A 16,909-nucleotide genomic window follows, 5' to 3' on the forward strand; every position below is an offset into this window, starting at 1 on the left:
TGCCGCCGGGCGCGGCGGCGGCGGTGCCCGCCGGCGACGGATCGGGGCCGTCCACCGGGCCTTCGCGCCCGGGCAGGTCGCGGGTCGGCGCCACATGGGCTCCGGCCTCGGCATCGGCATCGGCGCCCGCCGCCTGCGCCACCTCGTCGGTGGCCGACGCCGCCTGCGGCGGACGCGGCGCGGCGTTCTGCGGCTCGGGCGGCATGGTGCCGCGCGGCGCCGTGGTGCCGGTCTCGCCGGCCGGGACCGGCCCGCCCGCGCGCCGCTCCGCCGGCGGCGTGGTGGGCAGCGGTGCGCTGGCTGCGGTGCTCGGCGGCGCCTCGCGATCGGCCTCGGGACGGCGCGCCGCGGCATCGACCGAGGTGGCGTGACCGCCCGCCGCCGGGCCGGACTGGCGCTGCGACGTCGTCTTGGCGCGGGCCGCGCCGGTGCAGCGCGTGGCCACCAGCGCATAGCCGGTGCCGGCGCCCACGATCAGGCCCAGGATCAGCGACAGGCCGAAGCCCGCCCCCAGCACCAGCAGCACGAGGAAGGCCAGCACGCCGGCGCCGGCGCCGATCATCCAGCAGGTCTTCCGGCAGCTCATTTCGGTTTCCGAATTCATCGCGTCTCTCCCTGACCGTACCAGCATCTGAGCCGCGACCGCCCGGGACCCGTCCCCGGCGGCGATCGCGACGGCTTACCGGACAGGACTTTAGCCCTCAGCCGCGGCGCGTCACGCGCCGTGCGGGTCGCCGTCGGCCAGATCCCGCGCCTGCGCCACCCATTCGTCGCGCGTCACCCGGCCCTTGAAGCCTTCGAGGTTGGCGTCGACCCAGGCGACCTCGGCCTCGGACCAGTGGGCGATCTGGTCGTGGTGGTAGACGCCCATGCGGTTCAGCTGCTCCGCCAGCTTCGGGCCGATGCCCTTGATCCGGGTCAGGTCGTCGCCGGTGCCGTCGCGCGGCGCGTCGAGCAGCGGCGGCTGGCTCGCCTCGGGCTCCGCGGTGCCCGCGCTGGCCGAGCGGCGGCCGTCGCCGGTGGCGCTGCCGGTGCCGTCGGAGACCGGCTTGGCGGTGGCCTCGGCGGGCGCCTCGCGGCGGTCGATGCCGGTGCGGTCGGCCGGCCGTCCGGCCGAGACCTCAGGCCCGTGCGGGTCGGCCTCGCCGCTGCCGGGCTGGCCCGAGCGGTCCTGCCACGGCGTGCGCAGCGGCACTTCGGTGCCGTCGATGCGCTTCACCGTGTCGCCGATCTCGGCGGCCAGCGCCACCGAGGCGTTGTGCTCGGGCCGGCCCTCGGCATGGGCGGTGAGCGAGGTCAGCTCGCACTTCGGCTCGGAGGTGTAGCGGCCGTTCTGCGGGCCCGGCAGCGGCACCCGGCCGGCGGCCAGCTCGTCGAGGATCTCGGCCAGCCGCGCGGCGGTCAGGTCCTCGTAGTAATCCTTGCCGATCTGCGCCATCGGCGCGTTGGCGCAGGCGCCGAGGCATTCGACCTCCTCCCAGGAGAAGCGGCCGTCGGCGGAGAGCTGGTGCGCCTTCGGCGCGATCTTCTGCTGGCAGACGCCGATCAGGTCCTCGGCGCCGCAGATCATGCAGGAGGTGGTGCCGCAGACCTGCACATGCGCCACCGACCCCACCGGGGCGAGCTGGAACATGAAGTAGAAGGTCGCGACCTCGAGCGCCCGCATATACGCCATGTCGAGCATCTCGGCCACGTGCTCGATCGCCTTGCGGGTCAGCCAGCCCTCCTGCTCCTGGGCGCGCCACAGCAGCGGGATGATCGCGCTGGCTTGGCGGCCGGCGGGATACTTGGTGATCTGGGCCTCGGCCCAGGCCTGGTTGGCGGGGGTGAAGGCGAAGCTTTCGGGTTGCTCGGGGTGCAGTCGTCTCAGCATGTCGGTTCCTGTGAGCGGATGGCGGCCGGGCCGCTCGGAAGTTGGGCGTCAGGCGGCGTCCGGGAGCGCCGGTGCGGGCTCGGCCGCGGCGGCGCAGGGCCCGGCCACGAGGCGCACCCCGCCGGTGGACAGGCGCACCGCCTCGTCGCGCGCCAGCTTGCGCGCGGTGATGCGCTGCACCTCGGCCCGGGTGAAGCCGGTCTGGAATTCGACCGGCAGGAAGTCGCTTTCGTAGACCAGATCGCAGCCGATCGAGGCCACCGCCCGGTCATAGGCGACGAGATCGGCGCCCGAGGGGAAGGCGGCGCGCTCGACCGCCTGCTGCATCGCCGCCTCGTCGCAGCCGGCGAGCAGCGCGAGCCCGGCCAGCGGCAGCGTCATGCGCAGGGCCGGCCTCACCGGTCGACCTCGCCGAAGACGATGTCCATGGTGCCGATGATCGCCGCCACGTCGGCCAGCTGGTGGCCCTTGGCGACGTGGTCCATGGCCTGCAGGTGCAGGTAGCCCGGCGCCCGCAGCTTGGCGCGGTAGGGCTTGTTGGTGCCGTCGGCCACGAGGTAGACGCCGAACTCGCCCTTCGGCGCCTCGACCGCGGCGTAGATCTCGCCTGCGGGGACGTGGAAGCCCTCGGTGTAGAGCTTGAAGTGGTGGATCAGCGCTTCCATCGAGGTCTTCATGGCGCCGCGCGACGGCGGCGCGATCTTGCCGCGGGCCAGGACCGGGCCGTGGTTCTCGGGCATCCGCAGCTTGTCGATCGCCTGGTGGATGATCGACACCGACTGGCGCATCTCCTCCATGCGGACGAGGTAGCGGTCGTAGCAATCGCCGTTCTTGCCCACCGGGATCTGGAAGTCGAACTCGTCGTAGCACTCGTAGGGCTGGGCGCGACGCAGGTCCCAGGCCAGGCCCGAGCCGCGCACCATGACGCCGGAGAAGCCCCATTCCTCGATCTCCTCGGTGGAGACCACGCCGATGTCGCAATTGCGCTGCTTGAAGATGCGGTTCTCGGTCAGGAGCCCGTCGATGTCGGCGAGCACCGCGGGGAATTCCTTCGCCCAGGTCTCGATGTCGTCGAGCAGCTCGGGCGGCAGGTCCTGGTGCACCCCGCCGGGGCGGAAATAGGCGGCGTGCAGCCGTGCCCCGCAGGCCCGCTCGTAGAAGATCATCAGCTTCTCGCGTTCCTCGAAGCCCCAGAGCGGCGGCGTCAGCGCGCCCACGTCCATGGCCTGCGTGGTGACGTTGAGAAGGTGGTTCAGCACCCGCCCGATCTCGCAGAACAGCACCCGGATGAGCTGCCCGCGGCGCGGCACCACGGTGCCGGTCAGCTTCTCGATGGCGAGGCACCAGGCATGTTCCTGGTTCATCGGCGCGACGTAGTCGAGACGGTCGAAATAGGGCAGGTTCTGCAGGTAGGTGCGGCTCTCCATCAGCTTCTCGGTGCCGCGGTGCAGGAGCCCGATATGCGGGTCGCAGCGCTCCACGATCTCGCCGTCGAGCTCCAGCACAAGGCGCAGCACGCCGTGCGCGGCCGGGTGCTGGGGGCCGAAGTTGATGTTGAAGTTGCGGATCTTCTGCTCGCCCGTCTGGGCGTCGTCGAAGGCTTGAGTGCCGTCCATCACGCGCGTCCTCCATCCTTGAATGCCATGACCCACAGCAGGATCAGCGCCACCAACGGGAAGATGGCAAAGAGCGCTATCCAGGCCGGGAGGCCGAAGCGCGGCAGCAGCTTCCAAAACGGCACCACCACCAGTGCGCCGAGGATCAGCATCCACAGCAGCCCGCCGCCGGCCATCATGCCCCCGTCCATCATGGCGTATCTTTCAGGGAGTCGCAGCAGGTCTGGCGGTTTCGCGCCTGCACCCCGCCGGCCCGGGACGCCTTAGAGCGGTTGGCCAATGTCGGACATCCGATCGCAGTGGCAACCGGAGTACCAATCAGGGTGACGGACCGGCTCACGGCTTGTCCCCCTCGCCCTTCTCGTCCCCGGGCAGCACGTATTGCGCGCCCTCCCAGGGGCTGAGGAAGTCGAACTGGCGGTATTCCTGCACCAGGCTCACCGGCTCGTAGACCACCCGCTTCTGGGCCTCGTCGTAACGCACCTCGGTATAGCCGGTTGTCGGGAAGTCCTTGCGCAGCGGGAAGCCGCGGAAGCCGTAATCGGTCAGGATGCGGCGCAGGTCGGGATGCCCGGTGAACAGGATCCCGAACATGTCGAAGACCTCGCGCTCGAACCAGTTGGCCGAGGGGTGCACCGAGGTGATCGAGGGCACGCTGTCCTCCTCGCGCACCTGGGCGCGCAGGCGGATGCGCTGGTTCTGCCACATCGACAGGAAGTGGTAGACCACGTCGAACCGCTTGGCCCGCTCGGGATGGTCGACGGCGGTGATGTCGACCAGCGTGGAGAACCGGCAGGTCGGCTCGGTCTTCAGGAATTCCACGATGCCGCGCAGGTTGGACGGCGTCACCTCGACGCTCAGCTCGCCATGCGCGACCCCCCAGGAGACGACGCAATCCGGGCGCTTGGTCTCGATCAGGGTGCCGAGTTCTTGCAATGCCTGGCTCATCTCGTTCCCCTCAGCGCGTCAGCGTGCCGGTGCGGCGGATCTTGCGCTGCAGCGCCATGATGCCGTAGAGCAGCGCCTCCGCGGTCGGCGGGCAGCCGGGCACGTAGATGTCGACCGGCACGATGCGGTCGCAGCCGCGCACCACCGAATAGCTGTAATGGTAGTAGCCGCCGCCATTGGCGCAGGAGCCCATGGAGATGACGTAGCGCGGCTCCGGCATCTGGTCGTAGACCTTGCGCAGCGCCGGGGCCATCTTGTTGGTCAGGGTGCCGGCGACGATCATCACGTCGGATTGCCGCGGCGAGGCGCGCGGCGCCACGCCGAAGCGCTCGGCATCGTAGCGCGGCATCGAGGTGTGCATCATCTCGACCGCGCAGCAGGCCAGGCCGAAGGTCATCCAATGCAGCGACCCGGTGCGCGCCCAGTTGATCAGGTCCTCGGTCGAGGTCAGCAGGAAGCCCTTGTCGGTGAGCTCCCGGTTCAGCCCCTGCACCGCCACCTCGCGGTCGGGGCCGGCCGTGTTGGCGCCGGTCATCACTCCCATTCCAGGGCTCCTTTCTTCCATTCATAGGCGAAGCCGATGGTCAGCACCGCGAGGAAGACCATCATCGACCAGAACGCGGTTTCGCTGAGCCCGCCGAAGCCCACGGCCCAGGGGAACAGGAACGCGATCTCGAGATCGAAGATGATGAACAGGATCGACACCAGGTAGAAGCGCACGTCGAACTTCATCCGGGCGTCGTCGAAGGCGTTGAAGCCGCATTCGTAGGCCGAGACCTTCTCGGGATCCGGGTGCCGCACGGCGAGCACCACCGCGGCCAGGACCAGAACCAGCCCGAGCCCGATGGCGACGGCCAGGAATACGAGGATCGGGAGATATTCCCTGAGCAGGTCATCCACTTTGTCGGGCTCCTTTCCTGCGGCGCGCGATCCGGCCGGCGCAGGGGCGCGGCCCGAATGGCGGTTTCGCTCGGCTTCCATCTATCCATGCCGCCCGGGGCGGTCAACCGACGCAGGCCGCTTCACATCGTCCCGCCCCGCCTGCGCCGGACCCGTCCGGCCGCCCGGGGGCCGTTGCCATCCGCCGCGGCGCGACGCACTCTGACGCGCATGCAGATCTACCTCCCGATCGCCGAAGTCTCGGTCAGCCTGTTCCTGCTTCTGGGCCTCGGCGCCGCCGTCGGCATGCTGTCGGGCATGTTCGGGGTCGGTGGCGGCTTTCTGATCACGCCGCTGCTGTTCTTCATGGGCATTCCGCCGGCGGTGGCGGTGGCGACCGGGGCCAACCAGATCGTCGCCAGCTCGATCTCCGGGGTGCTGGCGCATCTGCGGCGGCGCACGGTGGATCTGCGCATGGGCTCGGTGCTGCTCGCCGGGGGGCTGGTGGGCTCGGCCTTCGGGGTCTGGCTGTTCAACTGGCTGAAGGCGATGGGCCAGGTCGATCTGCTGGTACGGCTCTGCTACGTGGTCTTCCTCGGCATCGTCGGCGGGCTGATGCTGGCCGAGAGCCTGCGGGCGCTGCTCAAGGCCCGCAAGGGGGGACCGCCGAAGCGCCGCAGCCATGTCTGGGTGCATGGCTGGCCGCTGAAGATGCGCTTCCGCGCCTCCGGGCTCTACATCTCGGCGATCCCGCCGCTGCTGGTCGGCGCCGCGGTCGGCGTGCTGGCCGCGGTCATGGGCGTCGGCGGCGGCTTCATCATGGTGCCGGCGATGATCTACCTGCTCGGCATGCCGACCAAGGTGGTGATCGGCACCTCGCTCTTCCAGATCATCTTCGTCACCGGCTTCACCACGGTGCTGCACGCCACCACCACGCAGACCGTGGACATCTTTCTGGCGCTGGCGCTGATCGCCGGCGGCGTGGTCGGCGCGCAGCTCGGCGCGGTGGTCGGCGCCCGGCTGCGGGCCGAACAGCTGCGCATCCTGCTGGCGCTCCTGGTGGTGGGGGTCTGCGTCAAGCTCGGCCTGGACCTGGTGTTGCAGCCCGACGATCTCTACGAGATTGCGGCCCAGAGCGGGCCCAAGTGATGCGCCGCGCCGTGTTCCTCGTCTGGGCGCTTCTCGCCGCCGCCGCCGGCTCCGCCGCGGCGCGCGAGGAGGTGGTGCTGGGCCTGAGCCAGGACAGCGTGTCGATCTCGACCGATTTCGACGGCTCTGAGATCCTCGTCTACGGCGCCGTGAAACGCGAGACGGCGATCCAGCAGGAGCCGCCGCTCGAAGTGGTGCTGACCATCGCCGGCCCCTTCGTGCCGGTCACCGTGTGGCGCAAGGCGCGGCGGCTGGGGATCTGGGTCAACACCGATTCGGTGGAGATCGACCTGGCGCCCTCGTTCTACGCCGTGGCGACCTCGGGGCCCTTCCCGCACGTCCTGTCGAATGTCGAGGATCTGCGCCACTCGATCTCGATCCCGCGCGCCATCCGCTCGGTCGGGGCGCCGATGGAGGTCGAGGATTCGCAGGCCTTCACCGACGCGGTGATCCGCCTGCGCAGCGATGACGGCCAGTACCAGCTCCTGGAGGGCGCGGTGGAGATCCGCGAGCAGACGCTGTTCTCGGCCTCGGTGCGGCTGCCCGCCAACCTCACCGAGGGCGCCTATGCCACGCGCATCTTCCTGACCCGCGGCGGCCGCGTCGTGGGCGAGGCCAGCCGCGTCATCGAGGTCCGCAAGGTCGGGCTGGAGCGCTGGCTCTACAACCTGTCGCGTGACCGGCCGTTCCTCTACGGCCTTTTGGCCCTCGCCCTGGCGGTGGCCGCCGGCTGGGGCGCCTCGACCGCCTTCCGCCTGATCCGGAGCAATTGATGGCCCGCACGCCCCCGCCCCGCCGCGACGCCTTCGCGGCCTTCCTGCCGGTCCAGACCCGCTGGGCTGACAACGACGAATACGGGCACATGAACAACGCCACCTATTACGCCATCTTCGACAACGTCATCTCGCTCTGGCAGATGCGGCAGGGGGTGACGATCCGCGGCCCCGGCGCGATCCGCTTCGTGGTGGTCGAGAACGGCTGCACCTATTTCCGCGAGATCGGCTTTCCCGACGAGATCGAGGCCGGGCTGCGGCTCGCCCATCTCGGCGGGTCGTCCTACCGGGTCGAGGTCGGGCTGTTCCGGGCGGGTGAGGCCGAGGCGGCGACCCTGGGCTTCTTCCACAACGTGCTGACCGATGCCGCCGGCCGGCCGCGGCGCATCCCCGAGGATCTGCGCGAGATCCTCGGCCGGCTGGCGCCCTAGCCGTTCAGCCGCCGGGCGAGTTCGGCGATATGCGCCGGCCCGACCTCGCAGCAGCCGCCGATCACCGTGGCGCCGAGTTCGGCCCAGCGTTCGGCGAAGTCGGCATAGCGCGCGGGGCTCAGATCCTCGCGCGCGGCGAGTTCCCGGACCGTGGCGGTGCTCGACCTGAAGGCCTCGGCGATGCCGGTGAAGCCGTTGGCATAGGCGCCGAGCGGCACGCCTTGATGGCGCAGCGCCTCCAGCGCGGTGGTCACCGCCTCGGGCCGGGCGCAATTGACCAGCAGCATCGCGGGCCGGAATTCGTCCACCAGGGCGAGGATCTCGGTCACCGCCTCGCCCGAGCGCAGGCGGCCGCCGTCGCCGTCATCCGGGGTCACCGCCAGCCAGATCGGTTCGGCCGCGCCCGCGAGCCCCATCAGGGCGCCGCGGGCCTGCGCCACGCTGGCCATGGTCTCGGCAAGGAAGAGATCGGCGCGGCCCTCATGCAGCGCGGCGATCTCCGCATAGGCGCGCGCCGCCTCGGCCTCGGGCGGGGCCATGTCGGGGCGGTAGGACCAGCCCAGCGGGCCCAGCGACGCCGCCACCCGGCCCGACCCATGCGCGTCCCGCGAGGCAAGCGCGATGTCGAGCGCCCGGCGGTGCAGCTCCTCGAAGCGCGCGTCGAGCCCCGCCGCAACCAGACGGTCGTGATGCACCGCATAGGTGTTGGCGATGGCGATCTCGGCGCCGGCGGCAAAGAAATCGTCATGCACCCCGCGCAGCAATTCCGGCGCATCCAGCATCGCCTTGGTCGACCAGAGCGGCGTCGGCGGCTCGGGGCTGCGCTTGACCAGCTCCTGCCCGACGCCGCCATCCAGTATGGTGATGTCCATCGCCGCCTCCCCCGCAGCCGCCCCGCGGCAAGGCTGGGGCCCGGACCGGGCGCGCGTCAAGCCCGCGGCGTCACTCGGCGTAGCGCACCATCGGCTGGGTGAAGATCACGTTGCCCTCGCCGCGCACCCCGACCAGCGCGCCGAACGGCTGCCAGCCCTGCTGGATCTTCTCGTTGACCTGGGATTCCAGCCGGTTGTGCAGCACCGCCCGCTCGAGGTTCACGTCGTAGGTCGCCGCCACGACGGTGTAATGCGTGATCTTGCGCACAAGGTCCTCCCTGAGTGGCGCCGGCGCGCCCTCCCCGGCGTGCCCGCGCCATCCGTGGCAGGCCGCCCGGCGCGTGGAAAGCCTGACGGTGCGTCCCGCCCAGATTATGCAAGGGCGGTGATGCAGAAATGCGCCGCTGGGCCGCCCGGGGATCAGCCGCGTTCGTGAAAGAACCCGTAGATGCGCTCGGCCAGCGCCGCCGAGACGCCCTCGACCGCCTTGAGGTCGGCGAGGTTGGCGCGGCTCACCGCCTTGGCGGATCCGAAATGCGCCAGGAGCGCCCGCTTGCGCGCCGCACCGACGCCCGGCACCTCGTCGAGCGGCGTCGCCGACACCGCCTTGGCGCGCTTGGCGCGGTGGGTGCCGATGGCGAAGCGGTGGGCCTCGTCGCGCAGACGCTGGATGAAGTAGAGCACCGGGTCGTTGCGCTGGAGCGCGAAGGGCCGCTGCCCCACCCGGTGGAACTCCTCCTTGCCGTGGTCGCGGTCGACCCCCTTGGCAACGCCCACCATCGGGATGTCGGAGACCCCGTGCTCGGCCATGATCCCGGCCACCGCCGAGACCTGCCCGGCGCCGCCATCGATCAGCAGGAGGTCCGGCCAGAGCCCCTTCTCGCGGTCCGGATCCTCCTTCAGCAGGCGGGTGAACCGGCGCGTCAGAACCTCCTTCATCATGCCGAAATCGTCCCCCGGCACGAGGTCGTCGCCGCGGATGTTGAACTTGCGGTACTGCGACTTCACGAAGCCCTCGGGGCCGGCGACGATCATCGCGCCGACCGCGTTGGTGCCCTGGATGTGGCTGTTGTCGTAGACCTCGACGCGCTCCGGCGCCCGGTCCAGCCCGAAGGCCTCGCCCAGACCCTTGAGCAGCTTGCCCTGGGCCGCGGTCTCGGCCAGCCGCCGGCCGAGGCTCTCGCGCGCGTTGCGCAGCGCCCCCTCGACGATCTCCACCCGCTCGCCGCGCTGCGGCACCACGATCTCGACCTTGCGGCCGCGCTTCTCGCTCAGCGCCTGCGCCATCAGATCGGGATCCTCGATGCCGTGGCTCAGGAGCAGCAGGCGCGGCGGCTCCTTGCTGTCGTAGAACTGGCCGATGAAGGCCTCGAGCACCTCGGCCTCGTCCACGTCGGGGCCGATCCGGGGATAGAAGTCCTTGTTGCCCCAGTTCTGGTTGGCGCGGATGAAGAAGACCTGCACGCAGGCCTGGCCGCCCTCCATGTGCAGGCCGAGCACGTCGGCCTCCGCCACCCCCTTGGGATTGATCCCCTGCACCGACTGCACCTGCGTGAGCGAGCGGATGCGGTCGCGCAGCGCCGCCGCGCGCTCGAACTCCATGGCCTCGGAGGCGGCCTGCATCTGCTTGGCCAGGGTCTCCTGGATCTGGGTGTCGCGGCCGGACAGGAAGCGTTCGGCGTCGCGCACGCTCTCGGCATAGTCCGCCTCGGAGATCTTGCCGACGCAGGGCGCCGAGCAGCGCCGGATCTGGTGCAGCAGGCAGGGCCGGGTGCGGCTCTCGAACACCGAATCGGTGCAGTTGCGCAGCAGGAACACCTTCTGCAGCTGGTTCAGCGTGCGGTTCACAGCGCCGGCGCTGGCGAAGGGGCCGTAATAGCTGCCCTTCTCGATCTTGGCGCCGCGGTGCTTCTTGATCTGCGGAAAGCCGTGATCCTTGGTCACGAGGATGTTCGGGAACGACTTGTCGTCGCGCAGCAGCACGTTGAACTTGGGCTTGAGCTGCTTGATCAGGTTCTGCTCGAGCAGCAGCGCCTCGGTCTCGGTGCGCGTCGTCAGGAACATCATCGACGCGGTCTCGCGAATCATCCGGGCGATCCGCGGCGTGTGGCCGGCGGGCCGGGCATAGCTCGACACCCGCGCCTTCAGGTTGCGCGCCTTGCCGACATAGAGCACCCGGCTCTGGGCATCGAGCATGCGGTAGACGCCGGGCGCCGAGGTCAGGGTCTTCAGGCAGGACTGGATGTAGGCAGGCCCGGTCAGGGCCGGCCCTACGTTCCCGTCGCGGGACGGCTCGGTGGTGCCGTCGGGGGTGGTCTCGGTGTCTCGGGTCATCGCGCCGTGTGAACTCTGGGCAGGCATATGTGATTCCGGCAGACCAAGGCCAAGGGGGCGGCGGATGCAAGGGCGAAGACATCCACGGATCCTGTGGATAAGCCTGCGGGCAGCTTCGGGGTCAGAAGCAATTCTCCTTCTGTTTCAGCGCCTTCACTTGACCTGCCCAAATTTTAGGCACGCCGCTAAGCTTCGGTAATCTCTTGTTAACTTCCCATAGGTCACCCCGGCAGCGGAATGACCTATGCGCATGCAGACGTTTATGTCCGAACGCGGCGCCGGTGCACAACTTCCTGTCGCGGGCTCACTCGGCGGCGCCGATATCGGGCGTGCGCCAGGCCAGGTGCTGGCCGCCATCGACGCAGATCAGCTGCCCGGTCACCGCCGGCGCGTCGATCAGGAAGCCCAGGGCGGCGGTGATGTCGGCGGGATTCGAGCCACGCTCCAGCACCGTGTTGCGGCGCTGGTGATCGAAATGCCCGGCGCTCTGGCGGGCGCCCTGAAGCGTCGGCCCGGGACCGATGGCGTTGACCCGCACGTCCGGCGCCAGGCCCTGCGCGGCGGTGTGCGTCAGGGCCCAGAGACCCATCTTGGCAATCGTATAGGTTGAAAAGTGCGGCGTCAGCTTGCGCACCCGCTGGTCGATCATGTTGACCACCGCGGCCTGGGCCTGCGGCTCTCCGGCCGCATCGGCGCGGGCCCGGGGCGCCTGCCGGGCGAAGGCCTGGGTCAGGACGTAGGGCGCGCGCAGATTGCTCTCCATGTGGCGGTCCCAGTTGGCGCGCGTGGCGGTCTCGATCGTGTCGTAGTCGAAGATCGAGGCGTTGTTGACCAGCAGCGTCAGCGGCCCGCCCAGCGCCTCGGCGGCGCGATCGACCAGCGGCGTCACCTCGTCCTCGCGGGTCAGGTCGGCCTGCAGCGCGGCGGCGCCGACGCCCAGATTCTCGAGCTCCGCCACCGTCTCGGCCGCCGCCTCGGCGCTGCCGTGGTAATGCACCGCCACGTCGTAGCCGCGCCCCCCGAGATAGAGCGCCATGGCCCGGCCGAGGCGCTGCGCCCCGCCGGTCACCAGGGCTCGGCCGCGCGGCGCGGTCATGCCCCGGCCCCGGTCTGCAGCATCAGCACGGAGCCGATATAGACCGCGTAGAGCACGGTCAGCGCGATCCCCAGCCCGCGGCCGAGATTCCAGCGCCAGAACACGAAGGGCACGAGCAGCACGCTGGCCCCCAGCATCACCCAGAGATCGAAGCGCAGGAATTCCGCGTCGACCTCCATCGGCGCGATCAGCGCGGCGATGCCGATGATGGCCAAAAGGTTGAACATGTTCGAGCCGATGACGTTGCCGAGCGCCACGTCGGCCTGGCGCCGCAGCGCCGCCGACACCGTGGTGGCCAGCTCCGGCAGCGAGGTGCCGACGGCGACCAGGGTCAGGCCGATCACGGTGTCGCTGACACCGAAGCGCTCGGCGATCTCGGTGGCGCTGTCGACCAGCAGGTCGGCGCCGATCGGCAGCCCGACGAGGCCGAGGATCAGGAACAGGATGATCTTCCACCACGCCATCTCGGGGTCGGCACCCTCGACGTCCTCGACCTTCTCGACGAGCTGGCCGGCGCGGCGATGGGCCCGCGCCTCGCGGAAGGCGTCCCAGAGGATCAGGGTCAGCGCCGCCAGGAGGACCACGCCGGCGAAGAGGTCGAAGACGCCGCGGAAGGCCAGGGCGATGAACAGGACCGACCCGATCAGCATGGTCACGTAGCTGCGCCGGGTGTCGTGCTCGGCGGTGTGCATCACCGCGATCATCGCCGGCAGGCCCAGCACCAGCAGCACGTTGGCGATGTTCGAACCCACCACGTTGCCGAGCGCGATCCCCGCCACGCCGTCCAGCGCCGCCTTGATCGAGATCAGCAGCTCCGGCGCCGAGGTGCCGAAGGCCACCACGGTGAGGCTGACGATCAGGGCCGGGATGCCCACGCGCAGCGCCAGGTTCACCGCGCCCTTCACCAAGGCGTCGCCCGCCAGAAGCAGGATCACCAGACCGAGCGCTGCCGTCAGCCAGACCATGTCACCCTTTCTCCCTACCGCAGGGGCAGGGTCCTTTGCCAATCCGGTAGCGGCCGCAGCCGCGGCACTTGCGAGCGCCGATCCGGCCCGCCCCGGGGATCCGGAGCTTGCCGAACATTCCCATCACCGCGACCACGACGAGGAAGAGGAGGACGATCTTGACGATCACGTCAGAGGCCGAACCGCGCGAAGCCGGCGCGTTCCTCGAGACCGCCCAGGGCGTCCTGCACGAGGCCCACGCTGAAGCGCCCGAGGAAGGGGCGCTTCTGGGCGTAGCGCCGCATCTTCACCTTGGGGCCGAAGCGGTCCTTGAGCACCGGGGCGAGATGGCCGATGCCGTCGGCGAGGCCCTGCGCCACCGCCGCCTCGCCGATCCAGATCTCGCCGGTGAAGAGCTCCGGATTGTGGGTCAGCTTGCTGCCGCGGCGCGCCTTCACCTCGGCGATGAAGGTCTTGTGCAACTGCTCGAGCCAGCGGTTCAGCCGCGCCACGTCCTCCTCGTCCTCGGGGCGGAACGGGTCGAGCATCGACTTCGAGCGCCCGGCGGTGTGGACCCGCCGCTCAATCCCCTGGCGCTGCAGGAAGACATGCGCCCCGAACCCGGCCGAGATCACCCCGATGGAGCCGAGGATCGACGATCGGTCGGCGAAGATCTCGTCCGCCGCGCAGGCCAGCCAGTAGCCGCCCGAGGCCGCGACGTCCTCGACAAAGGCGTAGACCGGCACGCCCTTCTCCTCCGCGAGCCGGCGGATCCGCGACGCGATCAGCGAGGATTGCGCCGGCGAGCCGCCGGGCGAGTTGATCTCCAGCGCCACCGCCTGCGGCTTGCCGCGGCGGAACGCCTTCTCGATCATCGTGGCGGTGGAGCGGTCGGTGAGGCTGGTGCGCCCGAGCCCCCCGATGGTGCCCTGCAGCCGCACGACGGAGACCACGGGCGCGGTCTTGAGATAGGGGATGGCGCGCATCATGCGAACCCATGTAGAGGCGCCGCTTGCGACAGACAAGCGGGCCGCGCGCTTCGGCGTCACATGAAGCTCTGCGGATCGATGTCGACCGCCAGCCGCAGGTCGCCGCGCAGCTTGAACGGCGCGATCCAGTCCGACACCGCGGCCTGCAGCGCCACGCCCTTCGGCGCCTTGACGAGAAGCCGCACCCGGTGCCGGCCGCGCACCTTGGCGACCGGCGCCGGCGCCGGGCCGAAGACCTGCGCGCCGATGCGGCGCAGCGGCCCGTCCTGGCGCGCCAGCGCGGTGCCGAGGTCGAAGACCCGGGCCTGGTCGCCGCCCGACAGGATGATCCCCGCCATGCGCCCGAAGGGCGGCACCCCGGCGGCGCGGCGCTCCTCGGCCTCGGCGCGCCAGAACCCCTCCTCGTCGCCGGCGAGGATGGCGCGGATCACCGGGTGCTCGGGCTGGTGGGTCTGCAAGAGCGCCACGCCCGGCTTCTCGGCCCGCCCGGCGCGGCCCGCGACCTGCCGCATCAGCTGGAAGGTGCGCTCGGCGGCGCGCAGGTCGGAGCCCTGCAGTCCGAGATCGGCGTCGATCACGCCGACCAGCGTCAGCAGCGGAAAGTTGTGCCCCTTGGCCACGAGCTGGGTGCCGATGACGATGTCGGCGCCGCCCTGGGCGATGGCCTCGATCTCGGCCTTGAGCTGGCGGGCCGAGCCGAAGAGGTCCGACGACAGGACCGCGATGCGGGCCTCGGGAAAGCGCTCCGCCGCCTCCTCGGCCAGCCGCTCGACGCCGGGGCCGACCGCGGCCAGCCGGTCCTCGGCCTCGCAGGACGGGCAGGCCTCGGGCTTCGGCACGCTCTCGCCGCATTGGTGGCAGACCAGCCGCTTCATGAAGCGGTGTTCGACCAGCCGGGCGTCGCAATGCTGGCAGCCGATCTGGTGGCCGCAGGCGCGGCAGACGGTGACCGGCGCGTAGCCGCGGCGGTTGAGGAACAGCAGGACCTGTTCGCCCTTCGCGATGCGGGCCTGCGCGGCGCGCTCCAGCGAGGGCGAGATCCAGCGGCTGCCGGGGAGATCCTCGGCGCGCATGTCCAGCGCCCGCATCTCGGGCAGCACCGCGGTGCCGAAGCGCGAGGCCAGCGTCAGGCGGTCATACTTGCCGGCCTCGGCATTGGCCCAGCTCTCGAGGCTCGGCGTCGCGGAAGCGAGGATCACCCGGGCGCCGGCCAGCGAGGCCCGCAGCACCGCCATGTCGCGGGCATTGTAGAGCACCCCGTCCTCCTGCTTGTAGGAGGTGTCGTGCTCCTCGTCGACGACGATCAGGCCGAGATCGCGGAACGGCAGGAACAGCGCCGAGCGGGCGCCGACGACAAGCTGCGCGCCGCCCTGCCCGACCATCTTCCAGACCCGCCGCCGCTCGGTCTGGGTGACGCCGTGATGCCATTCCGCGGGCCGCGCGCCGAAGCGCGCCTCGACCCGGGTCAGGAACTCCGCCGAAAGCGCGATCTCGGGCAGCAGCACCAGCGCCTGGCGGCCCCGAGCAAGGCATTCCGCCACCGCCTCGAGATAGACCTCGGTCTTGCCCGAGCCGGTGACCCCGCGCAGCAGCGTGGTGCCGTAGCCGCCGGCGCGGAGGCCTGCGCGCAGGCTCTCGGCCGCCGCCGCCTGGTCGCCGGTCAGCGGCTTGCCGGCGCGGTCGGGATCGAGGCGCGGATAGGGCGTGTCGCGCGGCGCCTCCTCCTCGGTCACGGCGCCGGTCTTGACCAGCCCCTTGACCACCGAGGAGGTCACCCCGGCGGCCTCGGCCAGCTCCCCGAGCGTCAGGCCGAGCCCGCCCATCTCGTCCAGCGCGGCAAGCACCCGGCGCCGCGCGTCGGTCTCGCGCGCCGGGCGGCCCTCGCCGCGGCGGTAGACCTTGCGGGTGCCCGGCCCGCTGCCCAGTCCCGGCGCTCGGGTGGCGAGCCGCAGCATCGCCGGCAGCGGCGTCAGGGTGTAGTCCGCGGCGCGGGTCAGGAAGGCGCGCATCTCGGCCCGCATCGGCGCCGCGTCGAGTACCCGGATCACCGGGCGCAGCTTCTCGAGGTCGAAATCGCCCTCGCCCGGGCCCCAGACCACGCCGGCCACCCGGCGCGGCCCCAGCGGCACCTCGACGAAGGCCCCGGCAAAGCAACCGCCCTCGGGCGCACGATAATCCAGCGGCCGTCCCACCGGCTGGCTGGTCAGCACCGCGATCCGGTCGCCTTCGTCGAAGAACCCGTCCATGCCCGTCCTTCCGTCCGCCCCTGCGCGAAGGGGTTTCCGGCCCCCGGGGGCTGGGGTATGTCAGCCGGGACACAATGCCAAGCGACCCCCGAAGGGAGCCTCCCATGAAATTCTTCGTCGACACCGCCGACATCGACGCCATCCGCGAGCTCAACGATCTGGGCATGCTGGACGGCGTCACCACGAACCCGACCCTGATCATGAAGTCGGGCCGCGACATCCACGAGGTGACGCGCGAGATCTGCGACATCGTCGCCGGGCCGGTCTCCGCCGAGGTCGTCGCGCTGACCGCCGACGAGATGATCGCCGAGGGCCGCAAGCTGGCCGAGATCGCCGAGAACATCGCCGTCAAGGTGCCGCTGACCTGGGCCGGGCTGAAGGCCTGCAAGACGCTCACCGACGAGGGCCGGATGGTCAACGTCACGCTGTGCTTCTCGGTCAACCAGGCGCTGCTCGCCGCCAAGGCCGGCGCGACCTTCATCTCGCCCTTCATCGGCCGCCTCGACGACCTGAACCTGGACGGCATGGAGCTGATCGCCGACATCCGTCAGGTCTACGACAATTACGGCTTCGACACGCAGATCCTCGCCGCCTCGATCCGCTCGGCCAACCACATGAGCGAGGCCGCCAAGATCGGCGCCGACGTCGCCACCGCGCCGCCGGCGGTGATCAAGGCGATGGCCAACCACGTGCTGACCGACAAGGGCCTCGACCAGTTCGTCAAGGACGCCAAGCAGGCCGGCATCAAGATCGTCTGAC

General features: G+C 70.6%; 19 protein-coding genes and 1 pseudogene. 4 read left to right on the forward strand and 16 right to left on the reverse strand.

What is annotated here, in order from left to right:
* From ACXYMW_RS11210 to ACXYMW_RS11245, 8 genes and pseudogenes are all read right to left on the reverse strand, one after another.
* Window positions 1–604, reverse strand: a pseudogene (locus ACXYMW_RS11210) (hypothetical protein); the annotation flags it as partial.
* Window positions 605–715: 111 nt separating this feature from the next.
* Window positions 716–1,873, reverse strand: a complete 1,158-nt coding sequence (locus tag ACXYMW_RS11215) for an NADH-quinone oxidoreductase subunit E (protein ID WP_459035409.1) — start codon at window positions 1,871–1,873, stop codon at window positions 716–718.
* A gap of 48 nt (window positions 1,874–1,921) precedes the next feature.
* On the reverse strand, window positions 1,922–2,254 hold the full coding sequence (locus tag ACXYMW_RS11220) for a hypothetical protein (protein ID WP_459035410.1): 333 nt from the start codon (window positions 2,252–2,254) through the stop codon (window positions 1,922–1,924).
* 14 nt (window positions 2,255–2,268) lie between these two features.
* Complete coding sequence (locus ACXYMW_RS11225; protein WP_459035411.1) at window positions 2,269–3,489, reverse strand: NADH-quinone oxidoreductase subunit D; 1,221 nt, start codon at window positions 3,487–3,489, stop codon at window positions 2,269–2,271.
* A complete protein-coding gene (locus ACXYMW_RS11230; RefSeq protein WP_459035412.1) occupies window positions 3,489–3,683 on the reverse strand; it encodes a hypothetical protein in 195 nt (64 codons plus the stop codon). The genes ACXYMW_RS11225 and ACXYMW_RS11230 overlap by 1 nt, the downstream gene beginning before the upstream one ends.
* 142 nt (window positions 3,684–3,825) lie before the next feature.
* Window positions 3,826–4,437 carry an NADH-quinone oxidoreductase subunit C gene (locus ACXYMW_RS11235; protein ID WP_459035413.1) on the reverse strand — a complete coding sequence of 204 codons (612 nt, stop codon included), beginning with the start codon at window positions 4,435–4,437 and terminating at the stop codon, window positions 3,826–3,828.
* Window positions 4,438–4,447: 10 nt separating this feature from the next.
* Window positions 4,448–4,972: a NuoB/complex I 20 kDa subunit family protein gene (locus tag ACXYMW_RS11240; protein ID WP_459035497.1), complete on the reverse strand. Its 525-nt coding sequence runs from the start codon at window positions 4,970–4,972 to the stop codon at window positions 4,448–4,450.
* The gene (locus ACXYMW_RS11245) at window positions 4,972–5,337 is read right to left on the reverse strand and encodes an NADH-quinone oxidoreductase subunit A (RefSeq protein WP_459035414.1); all 366 of its coding nucleotides are present in this window, start codon (window positions 5,335–5,337) and stop codon (window positions 4,972–4,974) included. The genes ACXYMW_RS11240 and ACXYMW_RS11245 overlap by 1 nt, the downstream gene beginning before the upstream one ends.
* 210 nt (window positions 5,338–5,547) lie before the next feature.
* On the opposite strand from ACXYMW_RS11245, the gene ACXYMW_RS11250 reads away from it, so the two are divergent.
* The 3 genes from ACXYMW_RS11250 to ACXYMW_RS11260 are packed head-to-tail and all read left to right on the forward strand — an operon-like array spanning window position 5,548 to window position 7,669.
* Window positions 5,548–6,465 (forward strand): sulfite exporter TauE/SafE family protein, encoded by a 918-nt coding sequence (locus tag ACXYMW_RS11250; protein ID WP_459035415.1) that lies wholly within the window; start codon window positions 5,548–5,550, stop codon window positions 6,463–6,465.
* Complete coding sequence (locus ACXYMW_RS11255) at window positions 6,465–7,238, forward strand: TIGR02186 family protein (RefSeq protein ID WP_459035416.1); 774 nt, start codon at window positions 6,465–6,467, stop codon at window positions 7,236–7,238. Before ACXYMW_RS11250 ends, ACXYMW_RS11255 begins: the two co-directional genes overlap by 1 nt.
* Window positions 7,238–7,669 carry an acyl-CoA thioesterase gene (locus tag ACXYMW_RS11260; RefSeq protein ID WP_459035417.1) on the forward strand — a complete coding sequence of 144 codons (432 nt, stop codon included), beginning with the start codon at window positions 7,238–7,240 and terminating at the stop codon, window positions 7,667–7,669. The genes ACXYMW_RS11255 and ACXYMW_RS11260 overlap by 1 nt, the downstream gene beginning before the upstream one ends.
* Here ACXYMW_RS11260 and ACXYMW_RS11265 read toward each other — a convergent pair.
* From ACXYMW_RS11265 to ACXYMW_RS11300, 8 genes are all read right to left on the reverse strand, one after another.
* Complete coding sequence (locus ACXYMW_RS11265) at window positions 7,666–8,541, reverse strand: homocysteine S-methyltransferase family protein (RefSeq protein WP_459035418.1); 876 nt, start codon at window positions 8,539–8,541, stop codon at window positions 7,666–7,668. The genes ACXYMW_RS11260 and ACXYMW_RS11265 overlap by 4 nt on opposite strands.
* A gap of 70 nt (window positions 8,542–8,611) precedes the next feature.
* The gene (locus tag ACXYMW_RS11270; protein WP_459035419.1) at window positions 8,612–8,809 is read right to left on the reverse strand and encodes a hypothetical protein; all 198 of its coding nucleotides are present in this window, start codon (window positions 8,807–8,809) and stop codon (window positions 8,612–8,614) included.
* 152 nt (window positions 8,810–8,961) lie between these two features.
* Entirely contained in the window at window positions 8,962–10,875 is a 1,914-nt protein-coding gene (gene uvrC / locus ACXYMW_RS11275; protein WP_459035420.1) for an excinuclease ABC subunit UvrC, read from the reverse strand.
* A 304-nt stretch (window positions 10,876–11,179) separates the two neighbouring features.
* Entirely contained in the window at window positions 11,180–11,971 is a 792-nt protein-coding gene (locus ACXYMW_RS11280; protein WP_459035421.1) for an SDR family oxidoreductase, read from the reverse strand.
* Entirely contained in the window at window positions 11,968–12,936 is a 969-nt protein-coding gene (locus ACXYMW_RS11285) for a calcium/sodium antiporter (RefSeq protein WP_459035422.1), read from the reverse strand. Before ACXYMW_RS11285 ends, ACXYMW_RS11280 begins: the two co-directional genes overlap by 4 nt.
* Before the next feature lies 1 nt (window position 12,937).
* Complete coding sequence (locus ACXYMW_RS11290) at window positions 12,938–13,105, reverse strand: hypothetical protein (protein WP_459035423.1); 168 nt, start codon at window positions 13,103–13,105, stop codon at window positions 12,938–12,940.
* Window position 13,106: 1 nt separating this feature from the next.
* Window positions 13,107–13,904, reverse strand: coding sequence for a S49 family peptidase (locus tag ACXYMW_RS11295; protein ID WP_459035424.1), 798 nt, complete (start codon window positions 13,902–13,904; stop codon window positions 13,107–13,109).
* A gap of 56 nt (window positions 13,905–13,960) precedes the next feature.
* Complete coding sequence (locus tag ACXYMW_RS11300; RefSeq protein WP_459035425.1) at window positions 13,961–16,150, reverse strand: primosomal protein N'; 2,190 nt, start codon at window positions 16,148–16,150, stop codon at window positions 13,961–13,963.
* Between the two features lie 104 nt (window positions 16,151–16,254).
* On the opposite strand from ACXYMW_RS11300, the gene fsa reads away from it, so the two are divergent.
* The gene (gene fsa / locus ACXYMW_RS11305) at window positions 16,255–16,908 is read left to right on the forward strand and encodes a fructose-6-phosphate aldolase (RefSeq protein WP_459035426.1); all 654 of its coding nucleotides are present in this window, start codon (window positions 16,255–16,257) and stop codon (window positions 16,906–16,908) included.
* The last annotated feature ends 1 nt before the right edge of the window (window position 16,909 follow it).

The organism is Roseivivax sp. CAU 1761, from assembly GCF_054482755.1.